The sequence below is a fragment of the Pseudomonas putida genome (assembly GCF_009883635.2).
In the GTDB taxonomy this organism is placed as follows: domain Bacteria; phylum Pseudomonadota; class Gammaproteobacteria; order Pseudomonadales; family Pseudomonadaceae; genus Aquipseudomonas; species Aquipseudomonas putida_W.
The window spans coordinates 6,118,419-6,136,240 of sequence record NZ_CP026115.2 but is presented as its reverse complement, the minus strand read 5'-3'; the positions used below and the strand labels follow the sequence as shown (position 1 = coordinate 6,136,240).

Genomic DNA, 17,822 nt, shown 5'->3' with positions numbered 1-17,822 from the left:
ACACGGTATTGACCCGTAATGCGACGCGAGCCGAGGTCGCGGACCAGGCCGCTGCTGAAGCCAGCAAGGCACCCTGTGTGGTCACTCCATTCGTGAACTGCACACAAAACTCATTTCAGTCGCCCGCCATTTTTCTCCCGCCGCGCTTACCGAAGAATGCGCCTCACTTTCCAATCTACTGAGGCTTGTTCCCATGACCGTCATCAAGAAGACCCTGCTGATGCTGACCACCCTGGTCACCCTTTCGTCTGCGCTTACTGCTCTGGCCGAAGAGTCGTCGGCATTCGTCGAACGCAGTCAGGCGTCCAGCGCCCGTGCCGTCAAGCACTGACCACGCCTGGCCTGGAGATCGCATCATGAAATTATCCGGACCTTTGGCGGCCTCGGCCCTTGCCTTGTCACTGGCTGCGGTACTGGTGGGCTGCGGCCCGCAGGCGCCGCAGAATGGCGCACCTGCTGCGCCGAGCGTGGTGGTGAGCGCGCCCTTGAAAGCCACCATCAGTGACTGGGACAGCTTCACCGGGCGTTTCGAGGCCACGGACTCGGTGGAAGTCCGCTCGCGGGTCAGCGGCTACCTGGAGAAAGTGGCGTTTACCGATGGCGCAGTGGTCAAGAAGGGCGACCTGTTGTTCGTCATCGACTCGCGCAGCTTCCAGGCGGCGGTGACCCAGGCCCAGGGCAAACTGGCCCAGGCCCGTTCGCAACAGGCCCTGGCCGAACAGGAGTATGCCCGCGCCAAGGTGCTGATCGATTCCAGGACCATTGCGCAGAGCCTGTACGACCAGCGCCTGCAAGCGCGCGAGGCAGCCCGCGCCGAAGTGCTCAGCGCCGAAGGCGCGCTGGCCAGTGCTCGCCTGGACCTTGAGTTCACCCGCATCACCGCGCCCATGAGCGGGCGTATCAGCCGCAAGCTGATCAGCGAAGGCAACCTGGTCAACGGTGGCAGCAACGATGCCACGCTGCTGACCACCATCGTCTCGCTCGACCCCATCGACATCTACTTCGACATCGACGAGCAGAGCTACCTGAAGTACCGCCGCCAGTCGGCCGGCAACATTGCCGGCAGCCAGGTGCGCATCGCCCTGCCAGGCGAGCTCCAGCCCTCGCTGAGCGGGCGCATGGATTTCATTGACAACCGCCTGGACCCATCCACCGGCACCCTGCGCCAGCGCGCGCGGGTCAGCAACCCGGACCTTGCGTTGAGCCCAGGCCAGTTCGGCCGCGTGCAGTTTTCCGCGCGGCCGGCCTACGAGGCTTTGCTGGTGCCGGATACGGCCGTTGGCATCGATGCCACCCGCAAGGTGCTGTATGTGCTTGATGCGCAGAACCGCGTCGAGCTGCGCCCGGTACAACTGGGCAAGCTGCATGATGGCCTGCGCGAAGTGGTCAGCGGCCTGCAGGCCGACGACCGGGTGATAGTCGATGGCCTGCAACGGGTGCGTGCCGGCGATACCGCGATCGGTGAGCAGCGCAGCCTGACCCGTGTGGCCGACGCCACCCCGGCCCAGGAGGCACCGCTATGAACCTGGGACGCACCTCGATCGAGCAGCCGGTGCTGGCGATCGTCCTCTCGGTGGTGCTGATAATCGTCGGCGGCCTGGCCTACCTGGTGCTGCCGACCTCCGAGTACCCCGACATCGCGCCACCCACGGTGGTGGTCCAGGCCACCTACCCGGGGGCCTCGGCACAGACCGTCGCCGAGACTCTGGCGATCCCTCTGGAGCAGGAGGTCAACGGCGTCGAGGACATGCTCTACATGTACAGCCAGGCCACCTCCGATGGCAGCCTGAACCTGACCGTGACCTTCAAGGGCGGCACCGACGTCGACAAGGCCCAGGTGCTGGTGCAGAACCGCGTCGCCCTGGCCACGCCACGCCTGCCCGAACCGGTGCAGCGCAGCGGTGTGTCGGTGCGCAAGTCCTCGCCGACCCAGCTGTCGACCATTTTCATTTCCTCGCCCAAGGGCACCTATGACCAGCTGTACGTGTCGAACTTCGCCATTCGCACTGTGGCCGATACCCTCAAGCGCATCGACGGCGTTGGCGACATAAACCCGCTGGGCGCGCGTGAGTATTCGATGCGCATCTGGCTGGACCCGGAGCGCGTCGCCGCCTTCGACCTGACCCCGGGCGACATCATCGCCGCCGTGCGTGCGCAGAACACCCAGGTGGCCGGCGGTGTCATCGCCCAACCACCGGTGGCCTCCCAGGCGTTTCAGCCGAACCTGATCTTTGAAGGGCGGCTCAAGGAGCCGGCTGACTTCGACAACATCGTGCTCAAGTCCGGCGAGGCGGGCCGCCTGGTGCGCCTGAAGGACGTGGCGCGTACCGAAATCGCCGGGCTGGCCTACGTCAACAACACCTATTACCTGCGCAACCCGGCCATCGGCCTGCAGGTGCTGCAGCGTCCGGGCGCCAACGCCCTGGCGACCATGCAGGTGGTGGAGCAGACCATGCAGCAACTGAGCAAGGACTTCCCGGAGGGCATCGAATACAGCATCGGCTACAACCCCACGGCGTTTATCGCCGACAGTATCGGTGAGTTGGGCAAGACCATCTACGAGGCGGTGATCCTGGTGGTGCTGGTGGTGCTGTTGTTCCTCCAGGGCTGGCGGCCGTCGATCATTCCGATCCTGGCCATCCCGGTGTCGTTGGTGGGCACCTTCGCGGTGATGGCGCTGCTGGGTTACTCGATCAACAACCTGACCCTGTTCGGCCTGGTACTGGCGGTAGGGATCGTGGTCGACAACGCCATCGTCGTGGTGGAGAACGTCGAGCGCCACCTGGCCGAAGGCAAGAGCCCGTTACAGGCTACCATCGTCACCATGCAGGAGATTGGTGGCGCGCTGGTGGCGATCACCCTGGTGCTGTGCGCGGTGTTCATTCCCACGGCGTTCATCCCGGGGATTTCCGGCGAGTTCTTCCGCCAGTTCGGCGTGACCATCGCGGTGGCCACGGCCATTTCGCTGTTCAACTCGCTGACCCTGTCGCCGGCGCTGGCGGCGATGATCCTGCGCCGTCACGGTGGCCATGCGCCGCTACGTGCCGGCCTGCCGGGCCTGCCGCGGCGCGCTGCCGAAGCGTTCAACCGGGGCTTTGCCCGGCTTTCCGACGGCTATGCCGGCAGCGTCCGCGGCCTGGTTGCCAGGACGCCGCTGATGCTGGCCGTGTATGCCGTACTGATCGCCGCCACCGCTTACCTGCTGATGGCCACGCCCAAGGGCTTCATCCCGGCCCAGGACCGTGGCTACCTGGTGGTGATCGTGCAACTGCCCGACGGCGCATCGCTGGAGCGCACCAACGCGATTTCCCAGCAGATCGAAGCCATCGCCCTGCAGGTGCCGGGTGTGGACAGGGTGCCGACCTTCTCGGGCTTTTCGATGGTCACCGGGACCAACTCGTCCAACTCGGCGGGTCTGGCCCCGGTGTTCGAACCTTGGTCCAAGCGCAAGCTGAAGGGCCGGACATCGGACGTGATCGCGGCCGACCTGCGCGAGCGCCTGAAAGCGGTCAGCGGTGCGTCGGTGATCGTCGCCACGCCGCCGCCGGTGCAAGGGTTGGGCAGTACCGGTGGTTTCTCCTTGCGTCTGCAGGATCGTGGTGGGCTGGGCAGTGACGCGCTGGCCAAGGCCACGGCAGAGCTGATCGCCGCCGCCAACGCTACACCGGGCATGACTGGCGTCTATTCGCCGTTTTCGGCCAGCACCCCGCAGGTGTTCGTCGAGCTCGACCGTGAGCGCGCCGAGATGCTGGGGGTGCCAAGCAGCCAGATCAACCAGGCCATCGAGACCTACTTTGGCTCGACCTACATCAACGACTTCAACCTGGTCGGCCGCACTTACCGCGTCACGGCCCAGGCCGACTTGCCGTACCGGGTCACACCAGAGGACCTGGCGCGGGTCAAGGTGCGCAACCAGGCCGGGCAGATGGTCCCGCTGGCCAGTGTGACGCAGCTGCGTGAGGCCCTGGGAGTCGAGCGCTTCCCGCGTTACAACCTGTTCCCGACCGCCGAGATTAATGGTGACACTGTGCCTGGTCTGGGCTCGACCTATGCCATCGAGACCATGGAACGGCTGGCCAAAGCGCACCTGCCGGCGGGCATCAGCTACCAGTGGACCGACCTGAGCTACCAGCAGACCACCGCCGGTAACATGGGGCTGCTGGTGTTCCCGCTGTGTGTGGTGTTCGTCTACCTGGTGCTGGCGGCGCAGTACGGAAGCTGGAGCCTACCGCTGGCGATTCTGCTGATCGTGCCGATGTGCCTGCTGGCCGCGGCTGCTGGCGTGCGCCTGATGGGCCAGGACATCAATATTCTCACCCAGATCGGCTTCATTGTTTTGGTGGGCCTGGCGGCGAAGAACGCCATCCTCATCGTCGAAGTGGCCCGGCAGCTGGAGAAAGAAGGGCAGGGCATCGTCGAGGCGGTGGTCGAAGCCTGTCGCCTGCGCCTGCGGCCGATCCTGATGACCTCGCTGGCATTCATCCTCGGCGTTCTGCCGCTGGTGCTGTCTGAGGGTGCCGGTTCCGAGATGCGCCTGGCGGTGGGTTCTGCGGTGTTCTTCGGGATGATCGGCGTGACCCTGTTCGGCCTGGTGTTCACACCGATCTTCTATGTGCTGGTGCGCCGCCTTGCCGGTGGTGAACGGCGGCTATCGTCACAGCCTGCGGCTGTCGAACAGGACTTCCAACAATGAACATGCGTCTTCGTTTCCCCGTAATGGCTTTTACTGCGGCGCTGCTGGCCGCGTGTGCCGCGCCGACCTTGCCGCCGCCCAGCGTTGCGCCTGCGCAGCATTACCTCAATGCCCGCTCCGAAGCGCCGCTGACGGTGACTGAGCAGTGGTGGCGCGGCTACCAGGATCCGTTGCTCGACCACCTGGTGCAGCGGGCGCTGGACGATAACCTCGATATGCAGGCCGCCCTGGCGCGCATCGACGCGGCCCGGGCCTTGAGGGCGGTCAGCGCCTCGGCTGGCAGCCCGACCCTGGACCTCGACGGCAGTGCCGCACGCCAGCGTACCTCGGCCTACCAGTCCGGCTTCAGCGAGGCACTGATCGATGCGCCGGTATCGCTGGGCCTGGATGCCAGCTGGGAGATCGACCTGTTTGGCCGCATCCGTGAAGGTGTCCGCGCTGCTGACGCCGAGGTGGCGGCCAGTGAAGAGCAGGCCCGCGCGGTGCGGGTTGCGCTGGTGGGTGAAGTGGTCCAGGCCTATGCCCAAGCCCGTGGCCTGGAGCAGCGCCTGGCGATCGTCCGCCAGAGTGCCCAGAGCCAGGCCGAGACCTTGCAGTTGAGCGAGCAGTTGTACGCGGCGGGCAGCAGCCCGGAGGCCGACCTGCTGCGGGCCCGCGCACAGACCGAGCGCACCGCGGCGCGGGTGCCGGCGCTGCGCCTGGAGTGGCAGCGCACGGTGCACAGGCTTGCAGTGTTGCTGGCTATGCCCAGCGTCGAGCTGTACGCACAGATGCAGGCGAGCCCGGCAAGTGTGCATGAGGTGGCCTTGCAGGATGTTGGCACACCAGCGGACCTGCTGCGTCGGCGCCCTGACGTGAAGGCCGCCGAGGCCCGGGTGATTGCCGCCTATGCGCGAGTTGGCGTGGCCAAGGCCGAGCTGATGCCACGCCTGAGTCTGTCGGCGGCGTTGGGTTCGTTGATCAATGGCATGAGCGCGGCCACCCTGGCCAACTCGACTTTCTGGCTGGCCGGCGTCAATGCCAGTGCGCCCCTGTTCGATGGTGGCCGACGCAAGGCGCAGGTGCAGGTACGGGACGCCGAGGCGCGGGAGGCATTGCTGAGTTACCGGCGCACGGTGCTGGTGGCGGTGTCGGAGGTGGAGTCGGCACTTGCGGCGGCCCAGCGCAATGCCGAACGCCAGGTACTGCTAGCCCGTGCGAGCGAGCAGTCGAGCTCGGCTTTCGAGCAGATCCGCCGTTCCTGGCAGGCTGGCGAGGCGCCGTTCCTCGATGTGCTGGAGGCTCAGCGCAGCCAACTCAGTGCCCAGGATGCGCTGGCCACTGTACGCACTGCCCAGTGGCAGAATCAGGCGGCGCTGGTCAGTGCGTTAGGTGGGTAAGTGTAGTGGGGCTGGATGTGTTTGTCCCGGCATCAGGCTGTCTACGCCACCATCAGGGGCCAGGACTCACTGAGCTCAAGGGGGCTCCTGTGTCAGGCAGGAGCATGATCCTCATCGTCAAAGCTAGGCGCGCCAAGGCGGGTATTCTTATTCCATGTAGTCTTTGGGTGGGGCCGGGAGTTCGGCCAGTAGGTCCCTGAGACCCGTGCACCACTGGCTGCGGATCTGACTGTAGTAGGGGTCGTCCTGGGTGATGCGATAGCTCTGCGTCGGCCTGAACGAATCCTTGCGATACACCAGCAAATCCAGCGGCATGCCCACTGACAGGTTGCTGCGAATAGTCGAGTCGAACGAGATCAAACCACAGCGCAGCGCCTCGTCCAGTGAAGTGCGGTAGGTCAGGTTGCGATCAAGGATCGGCTTGCCGTACTTGCTTTCGCCCAGTTGCAAAAACGGCGTGTCCTCTGTGGCCTGAATGAAGTTGCCTTGCGGATATACGCTGTAGACCCCCATGGGCCCGCCAGCAATCTGCCCGCCCACCAGCAGCGAGCAGCTCAAATCGACCTTGCTCGCCAGCTTGCAGCGGTCCCGGGTGACCACCTCGCGAATGGTTTCGGCCACCAGCACGGTGGCGTCGTACAGCGTGCGCACGTTCAGCAGATGGTTGCCCGTGCCGTTGCAGCGCTGGCGCAGCAGGTTGACCACCGATTGCGAGGTGGCCAGGTTGCCTGCACTCTGCAAGACGATCAAGCGCTCGCCGGGTGTGCTGAAGATGAACAGTTTGCGAAAGGTCGAGATCTGGTCGATCCCGGCGTTGGTACGTGAATCGGAGACAAACACCAGCCCGTCGGCCAGGTGCATGGCCACGCAGTACGTCATGTGGTTTACCTGTGTGCGTTGAAAGACCCCGGCGTCACGGCGACGACGGGGTCGGTAGGGGGCTTGCGTTACTGTTGCTGCCCCTGTAGCAGCGACCTGACCTGAACCTGCGCCAGCATCGACTCGGCCCCGCCGCCCCGGCGCATGCCGCGTACGGGGCAGGCGTCGAGGTAGTCCAGGCCCACCGCCAGTTTCAGGTGGCGATCGGGCCGGGCCAGCCGGTTGGTCACATCGAAGCTGTACCAGCCATCGCCCAGCCAGGCCTCGGCCCAGGCGTGGCTGGCCAGGTGGCTGGCATCCTCGGTGCACAGGTAGCCAGACACATAGCGTGCCGGGATCCCCAGGCTGCGGGCGCAGGCGAGGAAGGCATGGGTGTGGTCCTGGCACACGCCGGCACCGATGGCGAAGGAGTCGGCGGCGGTGCTGTCGACCGCCGTCGCGCCTGGGCTGTACGGCATGCGCTCGGCCAGCCCTTCCATCAGCGCGATCAGCGCGGCGCGGTCGCGGCGGCCGCCACAGTGTTCCCTGGCAAAGCCGAGCAGCGCTTCGTCGGCCTGGGTCAGGCGGCTGGTGCGCAGGAATGGCAAGGGCGACTGGCTGTCGTGTTCGACTTCGAGCGTCGGGTCGATCTCGACCTGACCCTTGGCACACAGCGCCAGGGCGCTGTGTGGCTCTTCCAGGGTCAACACGTGCAGCACGTTGCCGTAGGGGTCGATCTGGCTGCGCACCGGCCTGGGCATCTGCACCTGCCACTCGAGCACCTGCTGGCGGGCATTGCTCTGGGGTGTCAGGCGCAGGAACTGGATGCTGGCGCATACCTGGTTGGCGTAGGTGTAGCGAGTGTCGTGGTGGATGGCGAGCTTCATACGACCTCCAGGTAGGAGTGGTGAACGGTCTGGCTGAGTTGGCGAATACGCTCGATGAAGTCGGTCAGCCAGGGGTGCAGGCCGGCTTCGAGGATTTCGTCGATACCGGTGTAGCGCAGCCGGGCATTGAGCTCGGCAGCCATGCGCTGCGAGGCCCGGCCACTGGTGCTGGGCAGGCCGGCGAGGATATGGTCCAACTCCTCGATGCACGCATGCAGCGAGCGCGGCACATCGGCGCGCAACAGCAGCAGCTCCGACACCTGGCGTGCACTGGGCGCGTTGCGGTAGATCTCGTTGAACGCCTCGAACGACGACAGTGCACGCAGCAGGGCGCTCCACTGGTAGTAGCCACGGGCCGAATGGTCGCTGACCTCTTCCGATGCCTCGCCGAACATTTCGTAGCGTACATCCAGCAGGCGCAGGGTGTTGTCCGCCCGCTCCAGGAAGGTGCCCAGGCGGATGAAACAGTAGGCGTCGTTGCGCATGATGGTGCCCGCCGTGGCGCCGCGGAACAGGTGCGAGCGCTCCTTGACCCAGTCGCAGAACTGGCTCATGCCATAGCGCGCCAGGCCGTTGCTGGCGATGTTGCGCATCTCCAGCCAGGTGGCGTTGATGTTCTCCCACATGTCGGCGGTGATCCGCCCGCGTACCGCATGGGCATTGGTGCGCGCCGCCTGCAGGCAGCAGTAGATGCTGCCGGGGTTGGTCTCGTCGAAGGCGAAAAAATGCAGCATGCGCGCGGTGTCGAGCTCGTCGTGGCGCTGGTTGTAGTCGTCCAGGGTGCCGGCCGCCAGTAGCGACATGGCCAGCTCGGCGCGGCCGTCGCTGCGCCCGGCCTGGGGCATCAGCGACAGCGAATAGCTGACTTCGAGCATGCGCGCCAGGTTTTCGGCGCGCTCCAGGTAACGGGACATCCAGTAGAGGTCCGAAGCGGTTCTTGAAAGCATGTGTCAGTCCTCCACTACCCAGGTGTCCTTGGTGCCGCCGCCCTGGGACGAATTCACCACCAGCGAGCCTTCGCGCAGTGCCACGCGGGTCAGGCCTCCGGGCACCAGGCGGGTCTCGCTGCCCGACAGCACGAACGGGCGCAGGTCGATATGGCGCGGCGCGATGCCGTTCTCGACGAAGGTCGGGCAGGTCGACAGGCACAGGGTAGGTTGGGCGATATACGCCTCGGGGCGGGCCTTGAGGCGCGCGCGGAAGTCTTCGATTTCCGCCGCCGTGGCCGCCGGCCCGACCAGCATGCCGTAGCCGCCGGAACCCTGGGTTTCCTTGACCACCAACTCCGGCAAATGGGCCAGCACGTGGGACAGTTCCTTGGGGTTGCGGCATTGCCAGGTGGGCACGTTGTTGAGGATCGGCTCCTCGTCGAGGTAGAAACGGATCATCGCGTCGACGTAGGGGTAGATCGATTTGTCGTCGGCAAGGCCGGTGCCCACGGCGTTGGCCAGCACCACGTTGCCCGAGCGGTAGGCCGCGATCAGGCCGGGCACCCCCAGCATCGAGTCGGGGGTGAACGACAGTGGGTCGAGGTAGGCGTCGTCGAGGCGCCGGTAGATCACATCCACCTGCTTCGGGCCTGCGGTGGTGCGCATGAACACATGGTCGTCGCGCACGAACAGGTCGGCGCCCTCCACCAGCTCAACGCCCATTTCACGGGCCAGGAACGCATGTTCGAAGTAGGCGCTGTTGAAGCGCCCCGGGGTCAGCACCACGGCGGTGGGGTTGTCCAGCGGGCTGGCGCTCTTGAGGGTGTCGAGCAGCAGGTTGGGGTAGTGGTCGATGGGTGCCACCCGCTGGCTGGCGAACAGCTCGGGGAACAGGCGCATCATCATCTTGCGGTCTTCGAGCATGTAGCTCACTCCGCTGGGCGTGCGCAGGTTGTCCTCGAGCACGTAGTAGCTGCCGTCGCCGTCACGCACCAGGTCGACGCCGGCGATATGCGCGTAGATGTCACGGTGCAAGTCCAGGCCTTGCATGGCGATCTGGTAGCCCTCGTTGGCCAGCACCTGCTCGGCCGGGATGATGCCTTGCTTGAGGATGTGCTGGTCGTGGTAGACGTCGGCCAGGAACAGGTTCAACGCTTGCACCCGTTGGATGCAGCCGCGCTCCACTTTCTGCCATTCGCTGGCCTTGATGCTGCGGGGGATGATGTCGAAGGGGATCAGGCGCTCGGTGCCCTGTTCGTCGCCGTACAGGGTGAAGGTGATACCGGCGCGGTGGAACAACAGGTCGGCTTCGCGGCGGCGCTGCGCCAGCAACTCGGGCGGGGTGTCTGCCAGCCAGCGTGCAAACGGCTGGTAGTGGGGACGGCAGGCACCGTCGGCGTCATACATTTCATTGAAAAAAGCTCGGGACATACCGCACTCCTTGCCGCACTGATCGACGGCATTTTCCTGCAACTTGGCTACTTCACGATGCGAGATCCTGCGAGCGGGGATGGGTTCTGGTTTTTATCGGCACCTCATTGTGCGTTGACTACGTCCTGCTGCGCGTCGACCGGCGATGCGTTGCGCGGGTAGTTAAAGTCTTTGCAATGGAAGTGCCGGAATTCGGATAAGCGCTGAAACAGCTGAATATTTTTAAAAACAATCACGGACACGCTTTATTTATTCAATAAAGCGACGGTTTTGGCCTGGGTGAGCTGGGGACGATTGTTCGCGTGCGTGGGCCAGCAAGGTACGCCCGCGCCAAAACAGGGCGCGGTACGGTGGTGCTGGTTGTTTTGAACCAATACGGGGAGGGCGGCCGCTCAGACGGAAAATACGATCCCGGTGCGCAAGGAGGCACTACGGATATGTTCCTGCATCGCTTTCTGCGCCGCTGGCGCCGAATGCCTGGCCAGAGCGTTGAGAATCTTCTTATGTTCTTTCCAGGTTTCCATGGCCCGTTCCGGGCGAATGAATGGCAACTTCTGGCTTTCTATATAAATGGCCTCGCTGGCCATGACGATCTGCAGCATCGCCAGGTTGCCACTGGCCTCGAGAATGCGCCGATGAAACTCGAAATCCAGGCGCGCCGCCGCTTCGAAGTTGCGCGCCTTCAGCTCGATGCCCATGGCTTCGACATTCTCCGCCAGTGCATCGAGGGCCTCGGTAGTCAGGCCATTGGCAGCCTGGCCTGCGGCAAAGCCTTCGAGCACATAACGCAACTGGAAGGTATCGGCGGCGGATACCTGGGCATCGAACGGCCAGGCAAACCCCGACGCCGACGCAGGCGGTTCAGCTTGCGCAGCTTTGACGAATACCCCTTTGCCCGGCTGCACGCTTACCACTCCCATGGCACTCAAGGACGACAACGCCTCCCGCAGTGACGCACGGCTGACCCCCAGGTTCTGCGCCAGTTCGCGTTGCGCGGGCAGGGCGTCGCCCGGCTGGTATTCGCCCTCATCGATCAGGCGTTGGATGGCCTGCAAAGCGAGTTCGGGAACGGCGCCGCGAAGGGGGGCATCGAGCATCGGTACAGACCCATTCAATCAAAGAAGCTGTCGTTTTACGATGATCTTCACGGTGCACGCAAGTTTGGCCCTGTGCTGGTGCAAGGGTTCGAACGCTGCCATTTGAAGGGGATTTTTGTTCGGGTTGCCGGGCATAAGGCATCCAACTGTTCAGACCAGTAATACCACCAGGCACAAGGCCTGCAGCTGAATTGCCCGGATTTTCGGGCATTCTGGCACGTCGGCTGCAAGGGTTCAGCAAACACCAGCCCATCGCCACCTGAGGTCTTGACCATGAACAACCTGCGCAAATGCCTGCTGGCCACACTGCTGTGTGGCAGTGCCCTGATGCAATCAGTCGCCCACGCCGACACCCTCAGCGACATCAGCCAGCGCGGCGTGCTGAAGGTCGCCGTGCCCCAGGACTTCCCACCATTCGGTTCAGTCGGCCCCGACCTCAAGCCGCGCGGCCTGGACATCGACACCGCGCAGCTGTTGGCTGACAAACTGGGGGTGAAACTGGCGCTGACCCCGGTCAACAGCACCAACCGCATCCCGTTCCTTACCACCGGCAAGGTCGATTTGGTGATCTCCAGCCTGGGCAAGAACCCCGAGCGCGAAAAGGTGGTGGACTTCTCCAAACCCTACGCGCCGTTCTACCTGGGTGTTTTCGGCCCTGAAGCCAGTAGCATCGACACCCTGGACGCCCTCAACGGCAAGACCATCAGCGTCACCCGTGGCGCCATCGAAGACATGGAGCTGAGCGCGGTGGCCCCGCAAGGCGCGACCATCAAGCGCTTCGAAGACAACAACTCGACCATCGCCGCCTACCTGTCCGGGCAGGTGGACCTGATCGCCAGCGGCAGTGTGGTGATGTCGGCCATCGCGGCGAAAAATCCGGCCAAGGTGCCGGTGCTCAAGCTCAAGCTCAAGGACTCCCCTGTGTATGTGGGCATGGCCAAGGAGCAGCCGGCGCTGCGCGCCAAGGTCGATGAAATCCTGGTGCAGGCCAAGGCCGACGGCAGCCTTGGGCGCAACGCCGAGAAGTGGCTCAAGCAACCGCTGCCCGCCGATTTCGAGTGACCCTGAACGATGGCCTATCAATTCGATTTCGCTGCCGCCCTGCAGCAGGGCGACCTGCTGCTCAAGGGCGCGCTGTTCACCCTCGAACTGACCGTGATCGGCACCCTCGCCGGCGTTGCCCTGGGCATCGTCGGTGCGGTGGTGCGGGCCTGGCAGTTACGGCCGTTCAACTGGCTGTTCGCGGTGTATGTGGAGCTGATCCGCAACACGCCCTTCATCGTCCAGCTGTTTTTCATCTTCTTCGGCTTGCCGGCCCTCGGCGTGCGCATGACTGAATGGCAGGCGGCGGTGCTAGCCATGGTGATCAACCTGGGCGCCTATTCCACCGAGATCATCCGCGCCGGCATCCAGGCCATCCCGCGCGGGCAGCTGGAAGCCGCCTCGGCGCTGGCGATGACGCGCGTCGAGACGTTCCGCCATGTGATCATGCGCCCGGCGTTGGCCAAGGTGTGGCCGGCGCTGTCGAGCCAGATCGTCATCGTCATGCTGGGGTCGGCGGTGTGTTCGCAGATCGCCACCGAAGAGCTTTCGTTCGCGGCCAACTTCATCCAGTCGCGTAACTTCCGGGCGTTCGAAACCTACCTGTTCACCACCTTGCTGTACTTGGCCATGGCCATCGGTGTGCGGCAGGTGCTGAATTTGTTCGGCCGGCGCGTGATCGTGAGGAGACGCTGATGGATTTCACCTTCTGGGATATCGTGCGCAACCTGCTGACCGGGTTGCAATGGACCTTGCTACTGTCGCTGGTGGCGTTCGTCTGCGGCGGCGCCATGGGTTTGTTGATGCTGCTGGCGCGGATCAGCGACAGCGCTCCTTTGCGGCTGGCGGCCCGTGGCTATATCGAGCTGTTCCAAGGCACACCGCTGCTGATGCAGCTGTTCATGGTGTTTTTCGGCATCGCCCTGTTCGGCATCGATGTGTCGGCCTGGGCGGCGGCGGCAGTGGCTTTGACGCTGTTCACCAGTGCGTTTCTCGCCGAAATCTGGCGGGGCTGCGTGGAGTCGATCCCGCACGGGCAGTGGGAGGCCAGCGCCAGCTTGGCGCTCAGCCGTGGCGAGCAGCTGCGCCATGTGGTGCTGCCCCAGGCATTGCACCTGGCCGTGGCGCCGACCGTGGGCTTTTCGGTGCAGGTGGTGAAGGGCACGGCCGTCACTTCGATCATCGGGTTCACCGAACTGACCAAGACCGGCGGCATGCTGGCCAACGCCACCTTCGAACCTTTCCTGATCTACGGCCTGGTGTCGCTGGGCTATTTCATTCTGTGTTTTCCACTGTCGCTGGGTGCCCGCCACCTGGAGAGGAGGCTGCATGTCGCTGGTTAGCGTTTCTGCGTTGCACAAGTACTACGGGGACAACCATGTGCTCAAGGGGGTCGACCTGCGCATCGAGGAGGGCGAGGTGGTGGCGATCATCGGCCGCAGCGGCTCGGGCAAGAGCACCCTGCTGCGCACATTGAATGGGCTGGAGTCGATCAATGACGGGGTGATCGAAGTCGATGGCGAGTACCTGGATGCGGCTCGCGCCGACCTGCGTACCTTGCGCCAGAAAGTCGGGATGATCTTCCAGCAGTTCAACCTGTTCCCGCACCTGAGCGTGGGTGAGAACGTGATGTTGGCGCCGCAACTGGTGAAGAAGACGCCCAAGGCCGAGGCCCGGCAACTGGCGCGCAAGATGCTGGAGCGGGTAGGGCTGGAAGCAAAGTTCGATGCCTACCCGGACCAACTGTCCGGCGGCCAGCAACAGCGCGTGGCCATTGCCCGGGCGCTGGCGATGTCACCCAAGGTGCTGCTGTGCGACGAGATTACTTCGGCCCTCGACCCGGAGCTGGTGAGTGAAGTGCTTAGCGTGGTGCGCGGGCTGGCGAAGGAGGGCATGACGTTGGTGATGGTCACCCACGAAATGCGCTTTGCCCGGGAGGTGGGCGACAAGCTGGTGTTCATGCACCAGGGCAAGGTGCATGAAGTCGGCGACCCGAAGACTCTGTTCGATGCACCGAGGACGACGGAGTTGGCCAACTTCATCGGCAGTGTCGGGTAAGGCGGCGATCACTATCTATCTGTCTCTGCAGAGCGCGGTAAGGCCAATTATTCTGGCCACGGTACGCACTGCCCAGTGGCAGAATCAGGCGGCGCTGGTCAGTGCGTTGGGCGGGTAAGGGTAATGGGGGCTGCGTGGCAGCTCCCGCGTTACCGACTCAAACCTGGTCGATCGGAATGCCGTGGTTGTTCTTCCACATCAACACCACGCCACTGGCAACCAGCGCCACCACGATCAGGTAGACGTTGAACACCCAGCCGATCTGCTCCGAATAGAGCCAGGTCGTTACGTACGATGCGGTACCCCCGAACACCGCTACACCTAACGAAATGCACACACCGAACATCCGCGTGCGGTAGCGGGTAGGGACTTGCTCGGAAATCGATGCAGGCTTGCATCCGGTGATGAAGGCCACCAGCATCAGGCCAGCAGTCTGCGCCACCATCAGGGTCCAGGGCTCGCTGGAGATCATGCCCCACAGCGGGAACAGGGTCGCCGCGATACCCAGCAGCGAAATCAGTGCACAGACCTTGCGCCCGACCTGGTCCGAGATCCAGCCGCAGACCGGCAGGAAGGCCAGGTAGATAACCTGGGCGATGCAGCTCATCATGAATGCGTTATGCGGGTCCATGCCTTTCACGCTCAGGGCATAGATCGACGCCGAGGTGACCCAGGTGTAGTAGGTCAGGGTGGCGCCCGCTTCATACAGGAACAACCGTACACCGTGTTGCAACACCTGGCCGCGGCTCCAACAAGTAGTGTGCTGCGTTGCGCTACTGGTACTCGGGCTATGGTCGCTTTCCATCATGCTGCGCCGTAGCCACAGGGCAACCACCGCCAGCAGGCCGCCGGTGGCGAAGGGGATGCGCCAGCCCCAGTCCTGCATCTGCTCGGTGCTCAGCATCGAGGTCAGCAGGGCCATGTAGAAGGTCGCCAGAAGCGAGCCGCTGCCTACCGCGAAGAACACCGAGCTCGACCACAAGCCTCGGCGTTTCGGGGGGGCGATTTCGGCGATGTAGGCATAGGACGTGGTGGTCTCGCCACCATGGGCGAAACCCTGGATCAACCGCGCACAGAGTAGCAACGCGGAAGCCCAGCTGCCGACCGATTCATAGGCAGGAATGAACGCGATCAGCAGGCTGGCGCCGGCCATCAGCAGCATGGTGCTGAGCAGCACGGTACGCCGCCCCAGGCGGTCGGCCAGGATGCCGAACACGATACCGCCCAACGGCCGCAACAGAAAACCGGCAGCAAACACGGCAAGGGTGGCGAGCAGTGCCGAGGTCGGGTTGCTCTTATCGAACAGGGCGGCGGCGATATAGACGGAGGCGACGGTGTAGAGGGTCCAGTCGAACCACTCCAGCAGGTTGCCGACGCCGGTGGCGAGCAGCGATTTGCGGCGCAGGTTGACTGCGCTGGGGGCGGCTTGTGCCGCGCTGGCGGGCAGGGTCTCGGTCATATTGTTCATTGTTAGGCTCCGAGCGGAAGGGGCGGGCAGCGCCGGAGTTGGCACTGCCCGTACGGCGTAACGGGTCAGCTCGCCATGTGCGCGCGGGCGACTTCTTCGATACCGGCGGCATCGAGCTTGTAGTGCTGGTACAGGTGGGTGGGCGGAGCGATCAGGCTGTACTCGTCGTAAATGCCATGGCGCTTGAGCTTCACCCCGACGCCTTCGTCGGCCAGTACCTCGGCCACTGCCGCGCCCAGCCCGCCGAGCACGTTGTGCTCTTCCACCGTCATCATCCGTTGGCTGCGCGCCGCAGCGGTCAGAATCGCTTCACGATCGATCGGCTTGATCGAGGCCATGTCGATCACGCCCACCGAACGGCCCTCGGCATTGAGCTTGCGTGCCGCTTCCAGCGCCGGGTGCACGGTGATACCACAGGCGATGATGGTCAGCTCTTCACCCTGGCAGTGCTCGGTGGCCTTGCCGAACTCGAAGGTGGTGCCGCGTTCGTAGATGATCGGGTCGCGGCCGCGACCAATGCGGAAGTACACCGGCTTGTCATAGGTGGCCGAGGCCTTGATGGCCGCCACCAGTTGCGGGCCGTCGGACGGCGAGACCACCGCCAGGTCGGCGATCGAACGCATGGTGGCGATGTCTTCGGTGGCGTGGTGCGAGGTGCCATAGAAGCCCAGCGAGATGCCGGTGTGGTGGCCGATCAGGCGCACTGGCTGGGCCGAGTAGGCCACGTCCATACGGATCTGTTCGCAGCACAGCAGGCCCAGGAACGAGGCGAAGGTGGCCACGAACGGCATCACCCCGCAAGTGGCCAGGCCGGCGGCGGCGGTGACCATGTTCTGCTCGGAGATACCGAACTGGATGTAGCGGTCGGGGAACGCCGTGGCGAATTTGTTCAGGCCGTTGGAGTACTGCAGGTCGGCGGAGCCAGCCATGACCGGGTAGCCTTCGCGGGTCAGCTCGATCAGCCCATCGGAAAGGTACGACAGCCCAGGGTTCATGGCATTCAGGCCACGGTATTGCCAGGAGTTGGGGGACAGCGGGGCGTTCATGGTCAGATCTCCTTGGCTTCGATTTCAGCGATGGCGCGTTGCGCGTCTTCCGGGTCCAGGTAGCCCAGGTGCCAGCCCGGCTCGGTCTCCATGTAGGAAACGCCCTTGCCCTTGACGGTCTTGGCGATGATGCACACCGGCTTGTCGCGGTTTTCGTCGGCCTTGATGCGGCGCAGAGTGGTGGTCACCTCGCGGATGTCGTGGCCGTCGATCACATGGACCTCCCAGCCGAAGGCACGCCATTTTTCATCCAGCGGTTCGATGCCGATCACGTCATCGACCTGACCGTCGAGCTGAAAGCCGTTGCGGTCGACGATGGCGATCAGGCGGCTGGCCTTGTGGTGGGCGGCGCTCATGGCGGCTTCCCAGACCTGGCCTTCCTGCATCTCGCCATCACCGAGCATGACGAACACGTCGTAGCTGTGGCCGGTGAAGCGCTGCGCCAGGCACATGCCCAGGCCGCCAGACAGGGCGTGGCCGATGGAGCCGGACGAGAAATCGATGCCCGGCACCTTGCGCATGTCGGGGTGGTCGCCCAGTGGGCTACCCAGGCGGGTGTAGTCGTCCAGCCAGTCCTTGGGGAACATGCCAAGGTCGGCCAGGATCGGGAACTGGCCAACGGCGGCGTGCCCCTTGCCCATCAGGAAGCGGTCGCGCTCAGGCCACTTGGGGTCTTCCGGGCGCAGGCTCATGACGTCGTAGTACAACGCCGAGAACAGCTCGGCGGCAGAAAACACCGAGGTGTAGTGGCCGGTCTTGGCGATCTCGATCAGGCGGATGGTTTCCAGCCGGACGAATTTCGCCCGTTCGCGCAGGTGGGCGACGGTCTCGGCGCTGGGCACGAAGTCGCTGGCTTTCCAAGCCTCGAGGGTTTTACGGGGTGTAGCCATCTCTACCTCCAAATGCAGGCATCGCAGGGTGGGTGTTGCCAGGGG

At 64.3% G+C, this 17,822-nt stretch carries 16 protein-coding genes; 8 read left to right on the top strand and 8 right to left on the bottom strand.

Annotation, left to right across the window (positions count from 1 at the left end):
- The first annotated feature begins 193 nt into the window (after window positions 1–193).
- The 4 genes from C2H86_RS27875 to C2H86_RS27860 are packed head-to-tail and all read left to right on the top strand — an operon-like array spanning window position 194 to window position 6,072.
- Entirely contained in the window at window positions 194–331 is a 138-nt protein-coding gene (locus C2H86_RS27875; protein ID WP_159410840.1) for a hypothetical protein, read from the top strand.
- Window positions 332–356: 25 nt separating this feature from the next.
- Window positions 357–1,523, top strand: coding sequence for an efflux RND transporter periplasmic adaptor subunit (locus C2H86_RS27870; RefSeq protein WP_159410839.1), 1,167 nt, complete (start codon window positions 357–359; stop codon window positions 1,521–1,523).
- Complete coding sequence (locus C2H86_RS27865) at window positions 1,520–4,693, top strand: efflux RND transporter permease subunit (protein WP_159410838.1); 3,174 nt, start codon at window positions 1,520–1,522, stop codon at window positions 4,691–4,693. The genes C2H86_RS27870 and C2H86_RS27865 overlap by 4 nt, the downstream gene beginning before the upstream one ends.
- On the top strand, window positions 4,690–6,072 hold the full coding sequence (locus tag C2H86_RS27860) for an efflux transporter outer membrane subunit (RefSeq protein WP_159410837.1): 1,383 nt from the start codon (window positions 4,690–4,692) through the stop codon (window positions 6,070–6,072). The genes C2H86_RS27865 and C2H86_RS27860 overlap by 4 nt, the downstream gene beginning before the upstream one ends.
- 147 nt (window positions 6,073–6,219) lie before the next feature.
- Here the strand turns inward: C2H86_RS27860 and C2H86_RS27855 are convergent, their stop codons facing one another.
- From C2H86_RS27855 to C2H86_RS27835, 5 genes are all read right to left on the bottom strand, one after another.
- Window positions 6,220–6,951 (bottom strand): proteasome-type protease, encoded by a 732-nt coding sequence (locus tag C2H86_RS27855; protein WP_159410836.1) that lies wholly within the window; start codon window positions 6,949–6,951, stop codon window positions 6,220–6,222.
- A 68-nt stretch (window positions 6,952–7,019) separates the two neighbouring features.
- Window positions 7,020–7,817 (bottom strand): transglutaminase family protein, encoded by a 798-nt coding sequence (locus C2H86_RS27850; RefSeq protein ID WP_159410835.1) that lies wholly within the window; start codon window positions 7,815–7,817, stop codon window positions 7,020–7,022.
- Complete coding sequence (locus C2H86_RS27845; protein WP_159410834.1) at window positions 7,814–8,764, bottom strand: alpha-E domain-containing protein; 951 nt, start codon at window positions 8,762–8,764, stop codon at window positions 7,814–7,816. The genes C2H86_RS27850 and C2H86_RS27845 overlap by 4 nt, the downstream gene beginning before the upstream one ends.
- Window positions 8,765–8,767: 3 nt before the next feature.
- Entirely contained in the window at window positions 8,768–10,177 is a 1,410-nt protein-coding gene (locus C2H86_RS27840; RefSeq protein WP_159410833.1) for a circularly permuted type 2 ATP-grasp protein, read from the bottom strand.
- Between the two features lie 392 nt (window positions 10,178–10,569).
- A complete protein-coding gene (locus C2H86_RS27835) occupies window positions 10,570–11,274 on the bottom strand; it encodes a FadR/GntR family transcriptional regulator (RefSeq protein WP_159410832.1) in 705 nt (234 codons plus the stop codon).
- A gap of 273 nt (window positions 11,275–11,547) precedes the next feature.
- Between C2H86_RS27835 and C2H86_RS27830 the strand changes: the two genes are divergently transcribed.
- Genes C2H86_RS27830 through C2H86_RS27815 form a run of 4 tightly spaced genes read left to right on the top strand, consistent with a single transcriptional unit; the run spans window position 11,548 to window position 14,373 of the window.
- Complete coding sequence (locus C2H86_RS27830) at window positions 11,548–12,336, top strand: transporter substrate-binding domain-containing protein (protein WP_159410831.1); 789 nt, start codon at window positions 11,548–11,550, stop codon at window positions 12,334–12,336.
- Window positions 12,337–12,345: 9 nt separating this feature from the next.
- Window positions 12,346–13,011, top strand: coding sequence for an amino acid ABC transporter permease (locus tag C2H86_RS27825; RefSeq protein WP_159410830.1), 666 nt, complete (start codon window positions 12,346–12,348; stop codon window positions 13,009–13,011).
- Window positions 13,008–13,658 carry an amino acid ABC transporter permease gene (locus tag C2H86_RS27820; protein WP_205524637.1) on the top strand — a complete coding sequence of 217 codons (651 nt, stop codon included), beginning with the start codon at window positions 13,008–13,010 and terminating at the stop codon, window positions 13,656–13,658. The genes C2H86_RS27825 and C2H86_RS27820 overlap by 4 nt, the downstream gene beginning before the upstream one ends.
- Window positions 13,645–14,373: an amino acid ABC transporter ATP-binding protein gene (locus C2H86_RS27815; protein ID WP_159410828.1), complete on the top strand. Its 729-nt coding sequence runs from the start codon at window positions 13,645–13,647 to the stop codon at window positions 14,371–14,373. The genes C2H86_RS27820 and C2H86_RS27815 overlap by 14 nt, the downstream gene beginning before the upstream one ends.
- Before the next feature lie 157 nt (window positions 14,374–14,530).
- Here the strand turns inward: C2H86_RS27815 and C2H86_RS27810 are convergent, their stop codons facing one another.
- From C2H86_RS27810 to C2H86_RS27800, 3 genes are all read right to left on the bottom strand, one after another.
- Window positions 14,531–15,841 carry an MFS transporter gene (locus C2H86_RS27810; protein WP_205524583.1) on the bottom strand — a complete coding sequence of 437 codons (1,311 nt, stop codon included), beginning with the start codon at window positions 15,839–15,841 and terminating at the stop codon, window positions 14,531–14,533.
- Window positions 15,842–15,906: 65 nt separating this feature from the next.
- Entirely contained in the window at window positions 15,907–16,887 is a 981-nt protein-coding gene (locus C2H86_RS27805; RefSeq protein ID WP_159410827.1) for a transketolase family protein, read from the bottom strand.
- Between the two features lie 2 nt (window positions 16,888–16,889).
- A complete protein-coding gene (locus tag C2H86_RS27800) occupies window positions 16,890–17,777 on the bottom strand; it encodes a transketolase (RefSeq protein ID WP_159410826.1) in 888 nt (295 codons plus the stop codon).
- Window positions 17,778–17,822: the final 45 nt, after the last annotated feature.

Coding starts and splice junctions, on each gene's coding strand:
- C2H86_RS27860 (WP_159410837.1), top strand. CDS start 4,690: ATGAACATGCGTCTTCGTTTCCCCGTAATGGCTTTTACTGCGGCGCTG.
- C2H86_RS27840 (WP_159410833.1), bottom strand. CDS start 10,177: ATGTCCCGAGCTTTTTTCAATGAAATGTATGACGCCGACGGTGCCTGC.
- C2H86_RS27825 (WP_159410830.1), top strand. CDS start 12,346: ATGGCCTATCAATTCGATTTCGCTGCCGCCCTGCAGCAGGGCGACCTG.
- C2H86_RS27855 (WP_159410836.1), bottom strand. CDS start 6,951: ATGACGTACTGCGTGGCCATGCACCTGGCCGACGGGCTGGTGTTTGTC.
- C2H86_RS27835 (WP_159410832.1), bottom strand. CDS start 11,274: ATGCTCGATGCCCCCCTTCGCGGCGCCGTTCCCGAACTCGCTTTGCAG.
- C2H86_RS27805 (WP_159410827.1), bottom strand. CDS start 16,887: ATGAACGCCCCGCTGTCCCCCAACTCCTGGCAATACCGTGGCCTGAAT.
- C2H86_RS27830 (WP_159410831.1), top strand. CDS start 11,548: ATGAACAACCTGCGCAAATGCCTGCTGGCCACACTGCTGTGTGGCAGT.
- C2H86_RS27875 (WP_159410840.1), top strand. CDS start 194: ATGACCGTCATCAAGAAGACCCTGCTGATGCTGACCACCCTGGTCACC.
- C2H86_RS27810 (WP_205524583.1), bottom strand. CDS start 15,841: ATGAACAATATGACCGAGACCCTGCCCGCCAGCGCGGCACAAGCCGCC.
- C2H86_RS27845 (WP_159410834.1), bottom strand. CDS start 8,764: ATGCTTTCAAGAACCGCTTCGGACCTCTACTGGATGTCCCGTTACCTG.
- C2H86_RS27800 (WP_159410826.1), bottom strand. CDS start 17,777: ATGGCTACACCCCGTAAAACCCTCGAGGCTTGGAAAGCCAGCGACTTC.
- C2H86_RS27815 (WP_159410828.1), top strand. CDS start 13,645: ATGTCGCTGGTTAGCGTTTCTGCGTTGCACAAGTACTACGGGGACAAC.
- C2H86_RS27850 (WP_159410835.1), bottom strand. CDS start 7,817: ATGAAGCTCGCCATCCACCACGACACTCGCTACACCTACGCCAACCAG.
- C2H86_RS27865 (WP_159410838.1), top strand. CDS start 1,520: ATGAACCTGGGACGCACCTCGATCGAGCAGCCGGTGCTGGCGATCGTC.
- C2H86_RS27870 (WP_159410839.1), top strand. CDS start 357: ATGAAATTATCCGGACCTTTGGCGGCCTCGGCCCTTGCCTTGTCACTG.